General features: G+C 68.1%; 17 protein-coding genes. 11 read left to right on the top strand and 6 right to left on the bottom strand.

The annotated features are described in order from the left end of the window. Nucleotides 1–80: 80 nt before the first annotated feature. The 3 genes from CFB34_RS36390 to CFB34_RS36380 all read left to right on the top strand — a co-directional run bounded on the left by CFB34_RS36390 (nt 81) and on the right by CFB34_RS36380 (nt 4,794). Nucleotides 81–1,268: a beta-propeller fold lactonase family protein gene (locus CFB34_RS36390; protein WP_089444570.1), complete on the top strand. Its 1,188-nt coding sequence runs from the start codon at nt 81–83 to the stop codon at nt 1,266–1,268. Nucleotides 1,269–1,719: 451 nt separating this feature from the next. Then, a complete protein-coding gene (locus tag CFB34_RS36385; RefSeq protein WP_089444487.1) occupies nt 1,720–4,404 on the top strand; it encodes a glycoside hydrolase domain-containing protein in 2,685 nt (894 codons plus the stop codon). Between the two features lie 78 nt (nt 4,405–4,482). Continuing rightward, complete coding sequence (locus CFB34_RS36380; RefSeq protein WP_306427089.1) at nt 4,483–4,794, top strand: beta-mannosidase; 312 nt, start codon at nt 4,483–4,485, stop codon at nt 4,792–4,794. Nucleotides 4,795–4,923: 129 nt separating this feature from the next. Here CFB34_RS36380 and CFB34_RS39150 read toward each other — a convergent pair whose 3' ends face one another. After that, nucleotides 4,924–5,058, bottom strand: a complete 135-nt coding sequence (locus tag CFB34_RS39150; RefSeq protein ID WP_006767081.1) for a hypothetical protein — start codon at nt 5,056–5,058, stop codon at nt 4,924–4,926. Nucleotides 5,059–5,460: 402 nt separating this feature from the next. Between CFB34_RS39150 and CFB34_RS36375 the strand changes: the two genes are divergently transcribed. Together CFB34_RS36375 and CFB34_RS36370 are read left to right on the top strand one after the other, a co-directional pair. Further along, nucleotides 5,461–5,943, top strand: coding sequence for a hypothetical protein (locus CFB34_RS36375; protein ID WP_089444486.1), 483 nt, complete (start codon nt 5,461–5,463; stop codon nt 5,941–5,943). A 70-nt stretch (nt 5,944–6,013) separates the two neighbouring features. After that, on the top strand, nt 6,014–6,826 hold the full coding sequence (locus tag CFB34_RS36370; RefSeq protein WP_089444485.1) for an alpha/beta hydrolase: 813 nt from the start codon (nt 6,014–6,016) through the stop codon (nt 6,824–6,826). 90 nt (nt 6,827–6,916) lie between these two features. On the opposite strand, the gene CFB34_RS36365 is transcribed toward CFB34_RS36370, so the two are convergent. The 3 genes from CFB34_RS36365 to CFB34_RS36355 are packed head-to-tail and all read right to left on the bottom strand — an operon-like array spanning nt 6,917 to nt 10,988. After that, on the bottom strand, nt 6,917–8,905 hold the full coding sequence (locus CFB34_RS36365; RefSeq protein ID WP_242808768.1) for a DUF4034 domain-containing protein: 1,989 nt from the start codon (nt 8,903–8,905) through the stop codon (nt 6,917–6,919). A 14-nt stretch (nt 8,906–8,919) separates the two neighbouring features. Next, nucleotides 8,920–9,702: a DUF1266 domain-containing protein gene (locus tag CFB34_RS36360; RefSeq protein ID WP_089444483.1), complete on the bottom strand. Its 783-nt coding sequence runs from the start codon at nt 9,700–9,702 to the stop codon at nt 8,920–8,922. Next, nucleotides 9,696–10,988, bottom strand: coding sequence for a hypothetical protein (locus CFB34_RS36355; protein ID WP_089444482.1), 1,293 nt, complete (start codon nt 10,986–10,988; stop codon nt 9,696–9,698). The genes CFB34_RS36360 and CFB34_RS36355 overlap by 7 nt, the downstream gene beginning before the upstream one ends. Nucleotides 10,989–11,129: 141 nt before the next feature. On the opposite strand from CFB34_RS36355, the gene CFB34_RS36350 reads away from it, so the two are divergent. Further along, nucleotides 11,130–11,447, top strand: a complete 318-nt coding sequence (locus CFB34_RS36350; RefSeq protein WP_143329568.1) for a hypothetical protein — start codon at nt 11,130–11,132, stop codon at nt 11,445–11,447. A 153-nt stretch (nt 11,448–11,600) separates the two neighbouring features. After that, nucleotides 11,601–12,770, top strand: coding sequence for a class C beta-lactamase (ampC, locus tag CFB34_RS36345; protein ID WP_089444481.1), 1,170 nt, complete (start codon nt 11,601–11,603; stop codon nt 12,768–12,770). Between the two features lie 27 nt (nt 12,771–12,797). Here the strand turns inward: ampC and CFB34_RS36340 are convergent, their stop codons facing one another. Next, the gene (locus CFB34_RS36340; protein ID WP_089444480.1) at nt 12,798–13,178 is read right to left on the bottom strand and encodes a cupin domain-containing protein; all 381 of its coding nucleotides are present in this window, start codon (nt 13,176–13,178) and stop codon (nt 12,798–12,800) included. 190 nt (nt 13,179–13,368) lie between these two features. On the opposite strand from CFB34_RS36340, the gene CFB34_RS36335 reads away from it, so the two are divergent. Continuing rightward, complete coding sequence (locus CFB34_RS36335; RefSeq protein ID WP_089444479.1) at nt 13,369–14,031, top strand: ankyrin repeat domain-containing protein; 663 nt, start codon at nt 13,369–13,371, stop codon at nt 14,029–14,031. A 25-nt stretch (nt 14,032–14,056) separates the two neighbouring features. Here CFB34_RS36335 and shc read toward each other — a convergent pair whose 3' ends face one another. Next, nucleotides 14,057–16,111: a squalene--hopene cyclase gene (gene shc / locus CFB34_RS36330; RefSeq protein WP_089444478.1), complete on the bottom strand. Its 2,055-nt coding sequence runs from the start codon at nt 16,109–16,111 to the stop codon at nt 14,057–14,059. 52 nt (nt 16,112–16,163) lie between these two features. Between shc and CFB34_RS36325 the strand changes: the two genes are divergently transcribed. The 3 genes from CFB34_RS36325 (at nt 16,164) to CFB34_RS36315 (ending at nt 17,565) form a co-directional block, all read left to right on the top strand. Next, complete coding sequence (locus tag CFB34_RS36325) at nt 16,164–16,865, top strand: TetR/AcrR family transcriptional regulator (protein ID WP_089444477.1); 702 nt, start codon at nt 16,164–16,166, stop codon at nt 16,863–16,865. 48 nt (nt 16,866–16,913) lie between these two features. Then, nucleotides 16,914–17,054 (top strand): hypothetical protein, encoded by a 141-nt coding sequence (locus CFB34_RS36320; protein WP_179243792.1) that lies wholly within the window; start codon nt 16,914–16,916, stop codon nt 17,052–17,054. A 100-nt stretch (nt 17,055–17,154) separates the two neighbouring features. Next, entirely contained in the window at nt 17,155–17,565 is a 411-nt protein-coding gene (locus tag CFB34_RS36315) for a VOC family protein (RefSeq protein ID WP_089444475.1), read from the top strand. Nucleotides 17,566–17,728: the final 163 nt, after the last annotated feature.

Raw genomic sequence — 17,728 nt, 5'->3', positions numbered from 1 at the left:
CATGCGATGGCACCGACCCGTCGAGCAGCAGGGTCGATGCCATCCATTGTGTCCGCAACCGATCCGGAGAATCGACCGACATGCATTCGAATCCTTTTCGCCCGCGCAGCGCGCGCCTGCTCGCCGCGCTGACCCTCGCCACGACGGCCGTTGCCGCCCACGCCGCCGACTGGATCGTGTCCGGCAACGACGGCAAGTACCAGCGCGTCGAGGGCCGCGACACCTATCTGGCGTCGCCGCCCGCCGACACGCTGACGTTGCTCGACGCCAGCACGTTCCCGCCGAAGGTCGCGCTGCAGGTCGACGTCGAGAACGGCATCCAGGGGCCGCCGCAGGCCGTCGCGATCACGCCGGACGCGAAGCTTGCGCTCGTCGGCGCGCCGACACGCTACGACGCGGCCGCGAAGCAGCTCGTGTTCGACACGTTCCTGCAGGTCGTGAATCTCGACGCCGCACCGCCGTCGATCACGCGCATCGAGCTCGGCACGCATCCGCAAGGGATCGCGATCGACCGCTCGGGCAAGCTCGCGCTGGTCGCGAACGTCGACGGCAGCGTGTCGATCCTGCGCATCGACGGCACGAACGTGACGCTCGACGGCAACCTGAAGGTCGGCAAGAAGCGGCTGGCCGGGATCAGCTTCACCCATGACGGCAAGCATGCGCTCGTGTCGCTGCGCGACGAGCAGGGCATCGCGGTGCTGAACGTCGACGACGGCAAGGTGACCGACAGCGGGTCGCGCCTGAGCACCGGCGTCGCGCCTTACACGATCGACGTGTCGAGCGACAACCGCTGGGCCGTCGTCAGCAACGTCGGGCTCGCGGGGTTGCCGGGCTATACGGGCACGCTGGCGGGCGACGCCGATTCGGTTGCGCTGATCGACGTGTCGCGCGTGCCGTTCCGCACGGTTCAGTACCTGACGGTGCCGTCACTGCCGGAAGGCGTCGCGATCTCGCCGAACGGCAAGTGGATCGCCGTGCAGGCGATGGACGGCTCGAACCTGACGGCCGACAACCCAGGCCGCCACAAGATCGGCAAGGTGCTGCTGTTCGAGATCCGCAATGGGCAGGCCGTGAAGGTGAGCGAATTGCCCGGCGGCGAAGCCGCGCAAGGCATCGTGTTCACCGCCGACAGCCGGCACGTGATCGTGCAGTTCAACGTCGAACGGCAGCTGGCGCTTTATTCGGTCGAAGGTGGCAAGCTGCGCGATACGGGCAAGCGGATCGCGCTGACGGGCGGGCCGTCTTCGTTGAGGACGTTGCCGCGCTGACGCGCACGGCCTCGACTCGTTCAGTTTCGCAGGTTCATGCGGCGCCCGGGTTCGCCGGGCGCCCGTCAAAGCACACCTCCTGTGCGCCGCCGTTGCAACGCAACAAATGGCGGAACTTTGTACCCAAAGCCACTTAACCCCGGATTGTTTAGTTAAACAAACTGAAAATTCGGGAAACTTCCTGTAGTGAATAAACAGTCGTTGCGGCACTGTAAGCCCGTGGGAAGCATGTGACGTTCCGGGAGTCAGGGCGGTGGAGGCGACGGTTGCGGCAGCAACGATCGTCGCCGGCTGCTCGCATGTGAAAGTCAGCGTGACGTCGCCTGGGGGGGGCCAGCCGACGTCGCGCCGCGCGGCATCGATGTGCCGCGCAAGGCCGCAAGCCGGGCGGCGTGCCGGATGATCATCGGCGCCGGATCCATCGTTTTAATTAACGGTACTAAACGAAAATATGAAAAATCCACGACTCTTGCTCGTCGCCGCACTGGCTTGCGCGGCATTGGCCGCGTGTGGCGGCGACGACGTGAACAGTGTCCAGGCACCCAGCAGCGGCGCAGGCGACACGCCGTCGACCGTGCCGCCGACGGCGGGGCCGTCCCAGCCGTCCCAGCCGGATCAACCGGCCCCGCCGAAGCGCACCGACATGGCGTTGACGCAGTTCGTCAATCCGTTGATCGGCACGCAGGTCAATGCGGATTCCGGCTACGCGGGCAACGTGAGCCCGGGCGCGCTGGTGCCGTTCGGGATGGTGAATTTCGGACCGAACACGCCGCGCTACGACTTCAACGGCTCGGGCGGCTACCTGTCGTCGGGCGGGTCGGGCGGCACGATCGACTTCTTCAGCGTGACGCACCTGAGCGGTGTCGGGTGCCCGGGGCAGGGCACGGTCGCGATGCTGCCGACCGACGCGGCGACGGCCGTGGCATCGGGCGGCCGGCCGATCGGCATCGGATACCGCTACGCGGATGAAACGGCTGAACCCGGGTACTACAAGGTGCGTCTCGCGAACGGCATCGTGACGGAGCTGAGCGCGACCGCGCGCACCGGCATCGCGCGCTTCACGTACACGAGCAAGGACAAGGGCTTCTTCTCGATCGACGCGAAGCTGAACGGCAACAGCGATTCGGGCAGCACGAAGGTCACCGCGAACCACGTCGCGCTGGCGCTCGCGAGCGACGGCAAGTCGATGAGCGGGCAGGCCGTGGCGCCCGCGTTCTGCACGCCGTACGGCACGGTGTGGAATGCGCCCGTGTATTTCTACGCGACCTTCGACAAGCCGCTGCGCAAGCAGGCGGGCACCTCCGCGGTGAATACGGCCAGCAACGGTGCGGCGACGCTGCAGTTCGACCTGACCGACGCGGACCGGACCGTCACCGTGAAAGTCGGGGTGTCGTCCGTCAGCGTCCGGAATGCGCAGGCGAACCTGAAGGCCGAGGGCGAGACGCTCGCATTCGACGACGCACGCAAGAATGCGTCCGGCCTGTGGAATGACCGCCTCAACACGATCCAGATCGACCAGGCCGCGACGCCCGCAGCGCTGAACGCGACGCAGAGGGCGAACCTGACGAAGTTCTACACCGCGCTCTATCGCGTGTTCGGCACGCCGACACTCTACAGCGACACGAACGGCGAATTCCGCAGCATGCGCCAGCCCAGGAACGCGGATGGCAGCTATCTGAAGTCGGTCGACCAGACCGGCACCATTCCGCCGCGGGCGACGGCGAAGGTCAGTGATTACGCATTCCGGCGTGCCGACGGATCGCTGGGCGGCGCGGGCAACCACTACACGGGTTTCTCGCTGTGGGACACGTACCGGTCGCAAGCGCAGTTGCTGGCGCTGCTCGCACCGAAGGAGTCGAGCGACATGATGCAGTCGCTCGTCGTCGACGGGTTGCAGTGCGGTGCGTTCCCGCACTGGGTCGACGGCAGCGACGACTCCACGCCGATGGCGGGCGACAATGCGCTGAACGTGATTGCCGGCGCGTACAAGTTCGGCGCGACCGATTTCGACCTCGTATCGGCTGCCCGCCTGACGAAGCAGTCGGTGTTCGATCCGTCCAGCGCCTGCAACGACCGCACGAGCGCGGCGGGCCTCGCCAATTTCCTGACGGCCCACTACCTGTCGCAGGGCGATGACGGTCACTCGTCGTCGGCGACCATCGAGCGCGTGCTGAGCGACCGCTCGGCTGCTGCGTTCCTGCAGGCGCTGCCCGCGAGCGTGCTGAACGCGCCGTCGGTCGGGGTAACGCCGGACAACATCGGCACGCTGTACACGCGCGCCGGGTGGTGGCGCAACATCTTCGACTACACGAACAAGGTGATCGCCGCGCGCAATGCGCCGCCGGCCGGCTCGGCGCCCGGCACGCTGGGCACGCTCGTGCAGGGTTCGTTCCACGAATCGACGGAACCGAACTACTTCTGGACCTTCGCGCAGGACTGGAGTGCGCTGATCGATGCGATCGGCGGCAAGCAGGCGGCCGTCACGCGGCTGAACAACCTGTTCGCGATCACGACACCGTTCTCGACCGTGCCGTCCTCCAGCAGCCTGAACGGCGGCGAATCGTCGAACACCCTGTACATCGGCAACGAACCGTCGTTCCAGTCGCCGTGGGGGTACAACTGGGCCGGGCAGCCGAGCGGCGCACAGTACGTTCTCCCGATCATCATGTCGAAGGCGTTCACGACCGCTCGCGACGGGCTGCCGGGCAACGACGACATGGGCGCGACGTCGAGCTGGTACGTGTGGGCGGCGCTCGGGATGTTCCCGGTCATTCCGTCGGAGGCGGGGCTCGCGCTGTCCACGCCGCAGTTCAGCGGGATCACGGTGTGGTTCGGCAACGGCAAGACGCTCCGGCTCGAAAGCGACAAGCAGGTCGCGATGGACAGCGCGGGGCGCCCGTCGTTCGCGTATATCCAGTCGCTGAAGGTCAATGGCGCGGATTACGCGGGGTCATGGCTACCGCTGGGCAAGATCGCCAATGGCGGGACGATGAACTACACGCTGTCCGCGACGCCGACGCAATGGGCGGCCGCCGACAACCTGACGCCGCCGTCCGGGCCGAACGCGGACTACACGCAGATGACAGCCGGCGGGTCGGCAGCGGCGATGCGCATGCGCGAGGGCGGCGCGCGATAAACCCAAGCGGGCACGACGCGCAGGGGCCACCCTGCGCGCCCGTCGAGACAACGCCATCCGGGAGCACGACACCGTTCAATCGACATCGCGCCGGAAATTCCTGTCATACAGCGCAGCGCTCGCCGGTTATTCGATCCGTCGACCGGCGCGCGCGTGCTACCGGCGTTCTACAGCGACAACTCCCTGAACCCGATCCCCGGCGGGAAGCGGCAGATCACGATCGACCTGCCGCATGCGAGCGGCGCGCCGGTGTCGCGCATCGCGCTGCGCGTCGACGGGTGGCGGCTCGATCGCCCGAACTGCCGCCTGGGGTCGGCCGGCGTGCCGGTCTTGTTCAACGAGCGCGCGCTGGCGGTCGCGCCGACGGTGCCGACGTTCGCGGCCTGCTGACGGAGGCGTGGGTTGCGTGAAGGCGCGCCAAGCGGGAGCGAGCCGGTGACGCGCCGGGTCGAAAGCCCGCGGCGTTCGCTTCAGGCAGGCCGGCCGTGACGGATCGAGAAACGTGTCGAGCCCGCGCGCTTACGGGCGAAGCAGATCGAACCCGCCGAATACGACGACACCGCTCAATACGATCATCGCGACGGAGTGCTGGCCGAAGTAGAGAATCGCGGCGGCAAGCCACGTCGTGATGCAGAAGGCGCCGATGCGGGCCATCGTGGGTTCCTCGAATGCGTGATGAAGTGCGTGCGCGCCGCATGGTGCTCGCCGCTCGACAGGGCGAGCGAGGCACACCGGCGGACGAAAAAGGCGACCCGCGCAGCCGCGACCGCGGCGCCGGCACGTGCCGCGTGCCGCGCCCGGAAGGGCGGGAGTCGAAGCCGGCGGCGTTGCGCACTCGTGCCCGGAGGCGATCGGCGCGCGGATCCCGCTGGCGAAGCGGCGATTTTACCAGCGCCGCCGGGCCGTCAATCTGGCCCTTTCGTGGCTAAACCGGTCGATCTTCGGTTAAATCAGTCCGTCCCCGATACTCAAGTTTCGTGTGACGAATGCCGTAAACGAGTTGGAAGGCAGTTTCATCCCAGTCACGATTCGCTTACCGACATACGGACCGACACGATGCAGATCGATTTCTCCACGACCACACGCTTGCCGCTGGCGGACAGCAACCTGAACGCGAATGCTTCGTCCGGCGCTGCGGCGACGACGTCCGCCGCGCCCGCTGCAACGTCATCCACCGATGGCGCGACGAGTACCTCGGGTGCTACGAGTGCGACCGCCACCGCTGGCACGAAGGATGCGGCCGGCGCCACCGGCGAAACGCTCGGTGCATCGGGTGCGTCGTCGGACGATCCGGCGGTCAGTCAGTTGAAGGCGCTGATCGAGCGGCTGCAGAAGCAACTCGCGGCACTCGAGCAGCAGATGGCGAGCGCGAGCCAGCGCGCAAAGGACGACCCGGCCGGGGCGATCGAACAGCAGTCGTTGAGCGCGCAAGCCAGCGCGATCTCGGGGGCGCTGTCGACCGCGATCTCGCAACTCGCGGCGGCGATCCAGAAATCGGGCGGCTCGCAGGCGGGCGGGCTGGTGTCGACGCAGGCCTGACCGGTCGCGGCCAGGTCGGCCGCACGCATTACAATCGCGAGCACGTCTCCCTCGACAGGACGGCTGAACGATGCATGCGGAATTCAACGACGACGATCTCGCCCGCTTCGAGTCGCAAGGCGGCACGCCGCTGCCGGCGGCCGATGAACAAGGATGGCTGGAACACGACGGCGCGCGCATCTGGCACGCGTCGTTCGGCCATGGCCCGGCGGTCGTGCTGCTGCACGGCGGCCTCGGCCACAGCGGCAACTGGGGCAACCAGGTGCCGGCGCTGCTCGCGGCCGGCTACCGCGCGATCGTGATCGACAGCCGCGGCCACGGCCGCAGCACGCGCGACGACGAACCCTATTCCTACGAACGCATGGCCTCCGACGTGCTGGCGGTCCTCGACGCGCTGCACGTCGACCGTGCGCGCTTCGTCGGCTGGAGCGACGGCGCGTGCATCGCGCTCGTGCTGGCCGACCGCGCGCCGGAACGGGCGGCCGGCGTGTTCTTCTTCGCGTGCAACATGGACCCGGGCGGCACGAAGGAGATCGTGCCGAGCCCGCTGCTCGACCGCTGCTTCGCACGGCACCGCAAGGACTACGCAGCATTGTCCGCGACGCCGGACCAGTTCGACGCGTTCGTCGCGTCGGTCAGCGAAATGATGCGCACGCAACCGGATTACCGCGCGCAGGATCTCGCGGCGATCGCCGTGCCGGTGACGATCGTGCTGGGCGAGCACGACGAATTCATCCGGCCCGAGCACGCGGCGTACCTGGCGCGCACGATTCCGGGCGCGACGCTGACGACCCTGCCCGGCGTGAGCCATTTCGCGCCGCTGCAGCGGCCCGAGCGGTTCAACGCGGCGATGCTGGCATTTCTCGACCGGCTGCCGGGGTAATGCGCGGGACGACCACGGGCTGACCGTCCGGTCGAGATTCGGACGGCGCGCGCGGCCCGGCCGCGGGCGCGCGCATTTGCCGCCCGGGGTTCAGACCATCGCGTTGTCGGCGCCGGGAATCTCGTGCGCCTTGATCTGCTTGCGCTGCATCTTGAACCGCAGCCTCGAGAGCATGCCGTCCTCGTAGCTGATGCGCGTGATGGTGCGCACGAACTCGTCGTCCGGTGCGATCGCCTGGGCGCCCATGATCCAGCGCACGCCTTCGCGATAGTCGTAGAGCGACTTGTCGCCGATGTCGGCGAGGCAGAACGACAGCGTGGCCATCGCGGCCGGATGGCCCGCTTCGGCATGCTGGCGCAGTTCGTCGAGATAGCGATGGCGCGACGCATGATCCTCGATGTCGCTGATGAACATCAGCATGCTCTCGAGCGCATCCGTATGCCCCATCTCGTGCGCCTTGCGCGCGGCCTCGACGGCCTCGACCTGCATGCGCGCGCGCTCGGCCCGATCCGTGCTGGTCTGGCCGATGTGGTGGTACGTGTATCCCAGTTTATAAGCGGCCACGTTGCCGCCGGCCTCCATCGACTCGCGGAAGAAGTGGGCGGCGCGGTATGGGTCGGCCTCGACATGCGTACCGTCCCTGTAGAAGCAGCCGAGCAGGTAGCCGCATGAATTTCCGCCCGCCTCGTAGCCGAGCTGGCAGATTGCAAAGGCATCGGCCGGGCGCCGGTTTCCATCCTCCATCGCGGTGGCGAGCTGGTTCCATGCGAGCGAGCCGGGCTCGTTCAGGCGCGCGGCTTCCAGCCATGCAGCGCCGCGCGCGTCGTCCTGGGCGAAGCCGAACGTGCCGGTGCGATGCGCGTAGCCGCGCAGGATCATCGCCGCCGTGCAGGCGCGTGCGTCCGACGCACGCTGGATCGCGCCGGTCAGCCAGTCGCCGTGCGGATCGAGGGCGAGCGTCAGCCGCAAACCCATCGCCATCGCGCGGTTGTCGTCGATCGGCTCGTTGCGTTCGGCTTCCTGCAGGCGGGCGTACGCCTGTTCGTCTTCGTTGCGCATGAAATGGCTGCGCGCGAGCCAGTGCAGCGTCTCCCAGCGGTGATACGGATGCAGCGCGGCGTTCGCGCGGGCGAGCGTCGCGGCCATCGCGCGGCGTACGGTGTCGTCGTCGTCATCCGAATCCAGCGTCTCGCCGTAATACTCGTCGCGCCAGATCTCGTGGCGCAGCCGGTCTTTCTCGACCGCGTCGAGGTGCGCGCACGCATCGGAATCGATGAAGGCGCGGACGTGGTCGTGCGAGCCGCCCCAGCGCGGCTGCATGTACCAGATGAACGTGCGCATCGAGAAGTACTGGGTCGGGTGGATGTGCAGCGTCGCCTCCATCCAGTACCACTTTTCCTTGCGCAGCTTCTTGCCCTGGACGGGGCCGGGCAGCGCGTCGGGAAATTCCGCCGGGCAGGCGACCGGCTCGTCGGGATTCAGTCCCGAGCGCGCAAGCATGCGCTGCAGTTCGGCGCGCGTGGCTGCGTCTTCGGCGCCGACGTTCAGGTGCAGTTCGGTGACGGGCCAGCGGCGCTCGCGTACGAGCTGCGTGAGCCACTCGGGCTCGCCGAACGACGACACGCTCGTGAAGATCACCTTCGGCGCGCTCCACATCGTCGGCGCAAGCACCAGCGCGCGCAGCGCGGCGACGATCGTCAGCGCCGCGCATGCATGCGCGCCGATCCAGCCGGCTTCGGTCACCGTCTCGGCCCAGCCGCCGCCGCGATACTCGTACGCCCAGTGGTGCCAGTAGTGCGCTTCGCACAGCCACGCATGGGCGGAGCGTGGATTCGCGGCCTGCCATGCGCGCAGGCGCGCGAGGCCTTCCGCGCCGGCTTCGATGCAGGGTTGCACGTCGGCCGGCAGTGCGTCGACGTACCGCGCTTCGGCGGTGCGGTCGGTGAAGCTCGCGGCGAGCGCGGCATCGAGCTGCGTGTCGAGCGCGGCAAACTCGCCTGCGTGCAGCAGCGCGTCGACGTCGCAGATGAACCAGCGGGATTTCGCGGGCGGAATCAGGTCGGCGGGAACGGAGGACATGTCGGTGTCGGCGGTCATGACGAAACGGGTTGGGGGTCGAAGATGCGGTAGCGCTTCCACGGCAGCGAAAGCCAGTTTCCGGACGGATTGCGCAGGTGCTCGCGCACTTCCTGGGTCGCGCGCGACGACGCGGGGCCGTCCTGGCCGCTGCCGCGCAGCCAGTGCTGGCGCGCGCGTGCATACGCGAGCCCGAAATCTTCCCAGCTGTCGAAGCTGTCCTGCGCGCGCTGGGCATTGAGCAGCAATACCACCCACGCATGCTGTTCGGACGCCCAGCCGAGCAATGCGATGCAGCGCACGAGAAACGCGGTACGCGCGCAATCGAACGCCAGCGCATCGCGCACGCGGCCTTCGGCGGCGAGCTGTTCGTAGAAGCCTTCGTGCGAGCGGCCGACGCCGCGTATCCAGCCGACGAGGATGGCCGGCACGCGCTGCACGACCTGCCACTCGGGCAGGTCGGCCGGCAGGTCGAGCTCGCGCCGCAGCTGGGCGGCGAGCTTGCCGCGCTGCGCATCGGGCAGTGCGTACACGAGCGCGTCGCAATCGCAGCGCAGCCCGTTGCGGATCAGCAGGATGTCGGCGAGTGCAAGCGACCAGCGGCGGCGGTTCGGCGGCGCCTGCTCGGCCAGTGATTGGGCGAGCTTGACGGCGGCAGTCTGCCGGACCGTGACCGCAGCGTCGGCGCCCGCGACCTGGTCGGCGTCGACTTCGCGCACCATCCGCGCCGCGACCCGGACCGACCGCCACACGTACCACACGACCCACAGCACGGCTGCGCCGATCAACCATTTCAGCATGGCGCGCTCCCGCCTGCCGGCGCAGGCAACGCGAACGTCGCGCACAGCGCGGGATCGATCGCGATGCCTTCGATCTCGAACGCGGTGGTGACCGGCGGTGCGCTGCCGGGCGTTTGCACGGCCGGCAGCGCATCGGCCGGCAATGCGTGGCGCGCGGCCGCTGCAACGGCCGGATCGATTTGCCGAAGCTGGCCAAGCGCATGGGGCGCGTTGCGCAGCAACAGCCATTGGAGTACCGCCGGCGGCTGCGGGAAATGCTCGATCAGGTGGAAGTTCTCGCTCATCACGCTCAGCAGATGGTCGGGCGAGCGCACGTCGGTGACGAAGGTCCATTCGCCGGTGCCCGCGCCCGGCGTGTCCGGTTCGAACACGAGCCCCATGCCTTCGCAATCGGGATGCCGCTCGCCGCGCGGCGCGAGCGCGCGCAGGAACTGGCGGACGTCGTCGGCGTAGCGGCGCACCGGATGGCGGTTCTGCTTGCCCTTGATCTGGTCGATGCGCAGGCCGTTGCCGGTCACCTGCAGGCTGATCGTCACGTGCGGCTGGTTGCCCGCGCCGCGCAGCGTGAACAGGCGCAGCCGGCCCTCCTGCGCGGCTTGCGCGTACTGTTCGCCGTAGCCGCCGCGCAGCCGGCGGCGATCCGCGAACTGGCCCAGGCAGTGCTGCATGTAGTACGACTCGTAGGCGAGTTCCTCGCGCAGCGCCGCGTGGTCGCCCGCGAATTCGAACACGATCCCGTTCGGCGTGCGCAGCACCTCACGCAGCGCGAGGCCGCTGCTCGGCACCCAGCCCTTGTCGCGACGCGCCTGCATGCGCTGGTGCTCGCGCTCCCACATGTCGAGCGCCATGGCGCACGTGATGCGCTGCAGCTTCTGCGCGAGCCGCGTGCCGGCGCGCGAGCGCAGGAATTCGACCAGCACGCGCTCGCGGTCGGTCAGCAGCATGTGCTCGGGATCGATGAAGTAGAGCGGCTTGGGTTCGACGGCCGGCAGCGGCGCCGGATCGGCCGCCGCGCTGGAGGCCGGTTGCGGACGGAACCGGCGCACGAGCCAGTCGGGCGCCGGCCGGTCGGCGCCGGCGAGCGCGCGGTAGTCGGCAAGCGAATCGAGCGGCTGCGCCTGCTCGAACGCGCCGACGACCCAGCGGAAGAAGTGGTTGCCGAGCCACGCGCGGATGTCGGCCGGATCGCCGCGCTCGGCGCTGCGGCGGGCGATGGCCGCCTTGATGTCGGGCGCATTGACGACATCGCGCGGCCGATAGGCGGACGCGGCCACGGTTTCGGTCACGGGGTTGCTCTCCGGTCAGGCAGGGCGTGCGCGGGCCATGCGCGCGGGACCCTGGCGGTTCTTTCGGCTGGCGGGCGATGCAGCGAACGGGCGCGCACGTGGCGCGCGGCGGCGTGGCGTGTACCCGCTGCGGAGCGGTCGATGCGTGAAAATCACGCGACCGGGCGACAGCCCATGACGCGGGAGCAGGCGATCAGCGAATGGCGATTCATTGGTTCTCTCAGGATGGATCTTATTTTTTGCTTCCGCGAGTCTACTGCGATCCGCGCGGGTGAATCAATCGCGCGATGCGCCAGCGCATCGGGATCTGACAAGACTTATCTCTTTTTCACCGATTTTCGATGCGGTGCGATTCGGCCGCCGGATTGCATGCTGTTAAAACCGACAGGTTTTTCCGGCAAAACGACGAGCGGTTCGGCAATGGCATCACGCCAAAGCAGTCCTTCGCGTATCTCATAAGATTTTCTTTAGTCTCGCGCAACATATCGTCGATTGTTGGCGGCCGATCGACAGCGGATAGTCCTGCTTCGGCTGGCCGGCCGCTGCGACTACCGCACGGCACGGCCGGATCCGTTGTCCACGCAACCATCAGAACTAGAAGGAACCGCAACCATGCGATTCAACGCGACACGCTTCGCCGCGACCCTGTTCGTCGCCGCGTGCGCTACCGCCACGGCCGGCCGCGCGGCCGCCGTCACCCAGGACGAACTCCACGACACCGTCACCCGCCACATCGCGCCGCTGATGAAGCAGTACGCGATTCCCGGCATGGCGATCGGCATCGTCGCCGACGGCAAGCCTTACGTGTTCGACTACGGCGTGATGTCGACGCAATCGGGCAAGCCCGTCACCGGCGATACGCTGTTCGAAATCGGCTCCGTCAGCAAGACGCTGACGGCGACACTCGCGGCCGATGCGCAGGAGGGCGGCGAACTGTCGCTGGCCGACCCGGTGGGCAAATACCTTCCCGCGCTGCAGGGCAAGCCGTTCGGTGTCGTGACGCTGCGCGATCTCGGCACGCACACGTCCGGCGGCATGCCCGTGCAGGTGCCGGACAGCATCCGCGACGACGCGGGCCTGATCCGCTATCTCGGCGCGTGGCGGCCCGCACACGCGCCGGGTACGTACCGGACGTATTCGAACGTGTCGGTCGGCATGCTCGGGTGGCTCACCGCGAAGGCGATGCACAAGGATTTCGCGGTGCTGATGGAGCAGCGGCTCTTTCCCGCGCTCGGGATGACGCACACGTACATCAACGTGCCGGAAGCACGCCAGGCCGATTATGCGCAGGGCTATACGCAGGACGGCAAGCCGATCCGGATGACGGGCGGCATGCTGTGGCAGCCGGCCTACGGCGTGCGGACCACGGCGGCCGACCTGCTGCGCTTCGTGCAGGCGAACATGGGGCTGATCGAGACCGCGCCGCGCCTGCAGCGCGCGCTCGAACGCACGCACACCGGCTACTTCCGCGCGGGGCCGCTGACGCAGGACCTGATCTGGGAGCAGTACCCGTATCCGGTCGCGCTGCCGACGCTGCTCGAAGGCAATTCGATGAAGATGCTGCGCGACGGGTTGCCGGCCGCCGCGATCAAGCCGCCGCTCGCGCCGAGCGCGGATACGTGGATCAACAAGACGGGCTCGACCAACGGCTTCAGTACCTATGTCGCGTTCGTCCCGTCGAAGCGGATCGCGATCGTGATGCTCGCGAACCGCAGCTATCCGAACGAGGACCGCGTGAAGGCCGCGTACGGGATCCTCGGCGCGCTCGACGGCGGGCGGTAACGTTTCCGACGCCGGGGCCGGTGCGGCTTATTCCTGCGGCTGCGCTTCGTACGCGACGAAGATCTTCCGCGTGTGCTCGACGACTTCCCACGTGCCGCGAAAGCCCGGCGGAATGACGAAGCGATGGCCGGCGCGCAGGGTTTTCGCGTTGCCTTCCTCGTCGGTGATCACCGACGTGCCTGCCAGGATCTCGCAGTATTCCGCTTCGGTATACGCGACCCGCCACCGGCCGGGCGTGCTTTCCCAGATGCCGGTCGAGAAGCGGCCGCACGGGCTCGTGAAGCCGGGCGTGAGCGTCTGCAGCGGGTCGCCCGCCAGCAGCTTCTCGGGCGGCACGCGGTATTGCACGGGTTCGCCATTGGGGGTGAGGGCGTCGGTGATGGTGGAAATGTCGAGCACGGCTGGCATCCTGAGTCGTTGTGCAGAGTCGTTGTGAAATGAACGCGCCGACGGCGCGTTCGCATGATTCCATACTTGCGGGTGGGTTGGGTGGTAGCCGGCGCCGCGTCTCGTGTCGCGAACGCACGGCCGTGACGAGCGCTTATGATGAGCGGACGACGCGCCGGCCGGATGCGCGAGAGCCGAAAGGAGAAAGCGATTGAGCATCGCATGGGATGGAATCACGGGCGTCGGCGTGCTCGACGACACGCAGGTCGCGAGCCGGCACGCGTTGGCCGACGCGGCGCGCAACGGCGACTGGGCGACGATGCTCGATTGCATTGCAAAAGAGCACAAGCTCGTCAACGCGACACGGCTTGGCGGGAAGTCGCTTTATACCCCGCTGCACCAGGCTGCATACAACGGTGCGCCGAAAGAAGTCGTCACCGAACTGTTGCAGCTCGGCGCATGGCGCATGCTGCGCGATGCACAGGGTGCGCGCCCGGTCGATCTGGCCGCGCAGCGCGGGCATCGGCATCTGATCGATCTGCTGACACCGCAGCCGCGACGCTTCGTGCCCGACGATACGCTGCGCGACATCCAGCGCCACTTCCACGAGATGATGCTCGGCCGCATCGCACACCTGCGCGTCGACGCGCTGCGCCTGCCCGAACTCGAGCCGCTGCTTGAACTCGACGCGCAGGCCGGACGCGTATGGTTCGCGGTGCCGGGCATGTATGGCGGGTTCGACTATGCACTGCACGCCGACGGCGCCGCGGCCGTACTCGTGTCGACGAGCTGGAGCCGCGTGGTCGACGGCTCGGGCCAGCGGCACGAGATCACGGCGCACGGCTGCACGCTGGTCGAAGAGGGTTTCGTGTGACGGCCTTGCGCCGTCACGTTACCGCTCAGGCGACCACCGTGGCCGCCGCCTTGACTGCCGTCGCACCGTGCGCGGCCGCCGCCCGCGCCGCCGCCGCGCCCGCCAGCCGCCGATAGCGCGCGAGCGCCCACAGCGGGAAGTACGCGGTATAGCCGTGATACTTCAGGTAGAAGATGCGCGGAAAGCCCGGCGCATTGTGCGAGCGGTGCCACCAGAAGCCGTCTTCCTGCTGGACCGACTGCAGATACGCGATGCCGCGCTTCACCGAATCGGATTCGCAGTCGCCGAACGCCATCTGCGCGAGCAGCGCCCACGCGGTGAAGTTCGACGTGCTCTCGCCGCCATTGGTGCCGCCCAGCTTCGGGTCGATGTAGCTGTCGTTCGTCTCGCCCCAGCCGCCGTCCGCATGCTGACGCGAGCGCAGCCATTCGATCGCGCGTGCGATGTACGGCTGCGACTTGTCCTCGCCGGCGAGCGCGAGGCCGGCCAGCACGCTCCACGTCCCGTAGATGTAGTTCGTGCCCCAGCGGCCCCACCAGCTGCCGTCGGGCTGCTGCGTGCGCTTCACGTAGTCGATGCAGCGCGCGACCGACTCGCGTTCGTCCGCGCGTTTCGTCACGCCGAAGCACAGCAGCACGCGGCCCGACACGTCCTCGGTCGGCGGATCGAGCAGCGCGCCGTGGTCGGCGAACGGGATCGCGTTCAGGTACATGCGGTCGCAGTCGGCGTCGAATGCCGCGAAGCCGCCGTTGCGCGATTGCAGCCCGCGCATCCAGTCGAGCGCGCGCGCGACGCGCGGTGCATACGGGTTCGTGCCGTCCGCGTTGGCATGCGTGCGGCCGCGGCGATCGAGCATCGCGGTGACGACCGCCGTGTCGTCGATGTCGGGGTAGTACGGGTTCGCGTACTGGAACGCCCATCCGCCCGGCTGGACCTCGGCCGGCGCGTTCTCGATCCAGTCGCCGCGCAGGTCGTTCACCTGGCGTTCGGCCAGCCAGTCGTACGCGCGTGCGATGCGTTCGTCGAGTGCGCGCCGTGCGTCGCCCGGCTCGCCGTCTTCCGCCACCGCCACGCCGCGCGCCTGCTCGAGCGCCATCGTGCTCCACGCGGTGTCCCACACCGGCGACAGGCACGGCTGGCAGTACATGCTGCCGTCCGGCCGCGTGACCAGCAGCTTCTCCAGCGCGTTGTCGCAATCGCGCCGCAGCGGATGGTCGTCCGGGTAGCCGAGCACCTGCATCATCTGGTTGGCATACACGATCGGCGGGAAAATGCCGCCGAGCCCGTCCTCGCCGTTCATGCGCTCCGCGCACCACGCCTCGGCATGGCGGATCGCGCGCTGCCGCAGCCCCTTCGGGATCAGCGGCTCGACGTGGCGCACCGTGCGGTCGAGCGCGAGGAACAGCCTGCGCATGCCGCGCGCGGGCGGGAAGTACTGGCGTTCCTCGTCCGGCGGCGTGACGAACAGCTCGCGGATCGAGACGTTGCGCGGATTGCGCGCGCGCGCCTTCAGCGAGCACAGCACGAGCAGCGGCACCATCGTCGTGCGCGCCCAGTACGCGACCTTGTACATCGAGATCGGCACCCACTTCGGGAACAGCACGAACTCGATCGGCATGAACGGCGTCGCGCGCCACGGCACCTGGCCGAACGTCGCGAGCAGGATGCGCGTGAACACGTTCGCGCGGGCCGCGCCGCCGAGCTTCAGGATCGCGTCGCGCGCGCGGACCATGTGCGGCGCATGTTCGCTGTCGCCGGCCGCCTTCAGTGCGAAGTACGCCTTCACGCTGCACGACACGTCCGGATCGCCGTCGACGTACAGATCCCATGCGCCGTGCGTGTCGAGCCGCTGGATCGCGCGCAGGTAGCGCGCCATCTTCTCCTGGCGCACGTCGTCGATCTTGTCCATGAAATGCATCATCAGGATGTATTCCGCGGTGATCGTCGCGTCGGATTCGAGTTCGAAACACCAACTGCCGTCGGGCTGCTGGAGACGCACGAGGGCGTCGCGTCCACGGGCGATGGCGGTGTCGAGCGCGGACCAGGGGGAGGGGGTGGCTGTAGTCATGCAGCGGATCATACCATCCGGACGGAATGTTTATATCGAGACGCCGGGTGCTACCATCCGCACCATGAAAAAACACCTCGAACCCGCGCCGCACGATGCGTCCGTGCCCGTCGAACCGGCTGGAACGGCCGGTGCGCGGGCGCCTGACGCCTCCTCGGCGCCGGCCGTCCCCACCGCCGGCGTGCGCCGGAAAAAAGCGCCGGATCAGGTGCGTGCGCAGTTGCTGGCGGCTGCATCGGAAATCGCGACACATCACGGCGTGGCCGCGTTGACGCTCGATGCGGTGGCCGAGCGGGCCGGCGTGACGAAAGGCGCGCTGCAGTATCACTTCGCGAACAAGCAGGGGCTGCTGGATGCGCTGTTCGGCCAGGCGACCGAGCGGTTCGCCGCGCAGATGGCCGCGCGGGTGGCGGCGGATGCCGAGGGCGCCGGCGCGGTGGCGCGGGCCTACATGCATGCGGTGCTCGACGAGTCGCATGCGGTCGCGAGTACCGACGTGCTGCGCGTGCTGGTCGCGTCGATGATTACCGACCAGGACACGCGCGCGCGCTGGTCGGTGCCGATGCGGGAATGGACACGGCCCGACCCCGTGCCGCTCGAGCAGGCCGCGACGCTGATGATCTGCCGGCTCGCCGCCGACGGGCTGTGGATTTCGAAACTGCTCGACAGCCTCGAGATCTCCGCCGAATTGCGCGCGGAGATCGGGCGGCAGCTCGATGCGATGAGCCGTGGCGTGTTTCCGAAGGGGCGCGACGGGGCCGGGTGATGCGTGCTGCCGGCGTCGGACGACTGCACCGCGAACCGAGCCGGCGCGATGGCCGTTGTCGACGCACTGGATGCGCACACCGAAGGGGTTCCCGACGGCAATTCGATCGCGGTCCGCAATGACAGCGGCCCGGTCGCGAGCGCCGTGCGTCGCAAACGGACGGGCGCCAGGCTGTTCATCGTCGATTGAAGCGGCAGCGGGTTCCCGCGCAGCGTCTCGTCGCCCCTTTACCGACAGAAAGCGCCCGGCGCACAATACCCGCCGGAAATCTCTTCGGAGGCTGCCCGACATGGCCAGGTTCCAGCCCGATGGATGGCACACCGTCACGCCCCGCATCGTCGTGCCGGATCCGCAAAACCTGATCGAATTCATCCGGACGGTATTTCACGCACAGGGCGAGTACCGCCCGGGGCTGCCCGCGGAAATCAGGATCGGCGATTCCGTCGTGATGATCAGCGGGGAAGATGGCCTGCGTGAGCCGATCCCGGCATTCCTGTACGTGTATGTCGAGGACGCCGACCAGACCTATCGGCGGGCGCTTGCAGCGGGTGCGACCATGCTCGAACCCCCCGCCGACATGCCGTACGGCGACCGGCGGGCGATGGTGAAGGATCCGTGGGGGAATCGATGGCAGATCGCGACGCATCAGCGCGACCTGTCGGTTGACGAGATTCGTTCGAGGCTGACGAACGGCGGCTAGATACGCGTCCGGGGGCGTCGAAGTGATCAGGATGCCTGTCTTCCTGCCCAGGTGATCATCGGCACGGCTTCGCGCACCCGTCACGTACCGCTTCGCTTCTGCCCCTGTCGCAATCGTCAAGATTCGCGTCGCGTATCGGTAAAACCTCCCCGTTCCCCCCGCC

It is taken from the genome of Burkholderia sp. HI4860 (genome assembly GCF_002223045.2).
Lineage (GTDB): Bacteria > Pseudomonadota > Gammaproteobacteria > Burkholderiales > Burkholderiaceae > Burkholderia.
Note: the sequence above shows the minus strand (reverse complement) of the source record. Positions and strands in the feature narration are given on the sequence as shown.

Bases quoted from the DNA above. Each gene is read 5' to 3' on its own strand.
- CFB34_RS36390 (WP_089444570.1), top strand. From the start codon at position 81: ATGCATTCGAATCCTTTTCGCCCGCGCAGCGCGCGCCTGCTCGCCGCG.
- CFB34_RS36385 (WP_089444487.1), top strand. From the start codon at position 1,720: ATGAAAAATCCACGACTCTTGCTCGTCGCCGCACTGGCTTGCGCGGCA.
- CFB34_RS39150 (WP_006767081.1), bottom strand. From the start codon at position 5,058: ATGGCCCGCATCGGCGCCTTCTGCATCACGACGTGGCTTGCCGCCGCG.
- CFB34_RS36375 (WP_089444486.1), top strand. From the start codon at position 5,461: ATGCAGATCGATTTCTCCACGACCACACGCTTGCCGCTGGCGGACAGC.
- CFB34_RS36370 (WP_089444485.1), top strand. From the start codon at position 6,014: ATGCATGCGGAATTCAACGACGACGATCTCGCCCGCTTCGAGTCGCAA.
- CFB34_RS36365 (WP_242808768.1), bottom strand. From the start codon at position 8,905: ATGTCCTCCGTTCCCGCCGACCTGATTCCGCCCGCGAAATCCCGCTGG.
- CFB34_RS36360 (WP_089444483.1), bottom strand. From the start codon at position 9,702: ATGCTGAAATGGTTGATCGGCGCAGCCGTGCTGTGGGTCGTGTGGTAC.
- CFB34_RS36350 (WP_143329568.1), top strand. From the start codon at position 11,130: ATGCGTGAAAATCACGCGACCGGGCGACAGCCCATGACGCGGGAGCAG.
- ampC (WP_089444481.1), top strand. From the start codon at position 11,601: ATGCGATTCAACGCGACACGCTTCGCCGCGACCCTGTTCGTCGCCGCG.
- CFB34_RS36340 (WP_089444480.1), bottom strand. From the start codon at position 13,178: ATGCCAGCCGTGCTCGACATTTCCACCATCACCGACGCCCTCACCCCC.
- shc (WP_089444478.1), bottom strand. From the start codon at position 16,111: ATGATCCGCTGCATGACTACAGCCACCCCCTCCCCCTGGTCCGCGCTC.
- CFB34_RS36325 (WP_089444477.1), top strand. From the start codon at position 16,164: ATGAAAAAACACCTCGAACCCGCGCCGCACGATGCGTCCGTGCCCGTC.
- CFB34_RS36320 (WP_179243792.1), top strand. From the start codon at position 16,914: ATGGCCGTTGTCGACGCACTGGATGCGCACACCGAAGGGGTTCCCGAC.
- CFB34_RS36315 (WP_089444475.1), top strand. From the start codon at position 17,155: ATGGCCAGGTTCCAGCCCGATGGATGGCACACCGTCACGCCCCGCATC.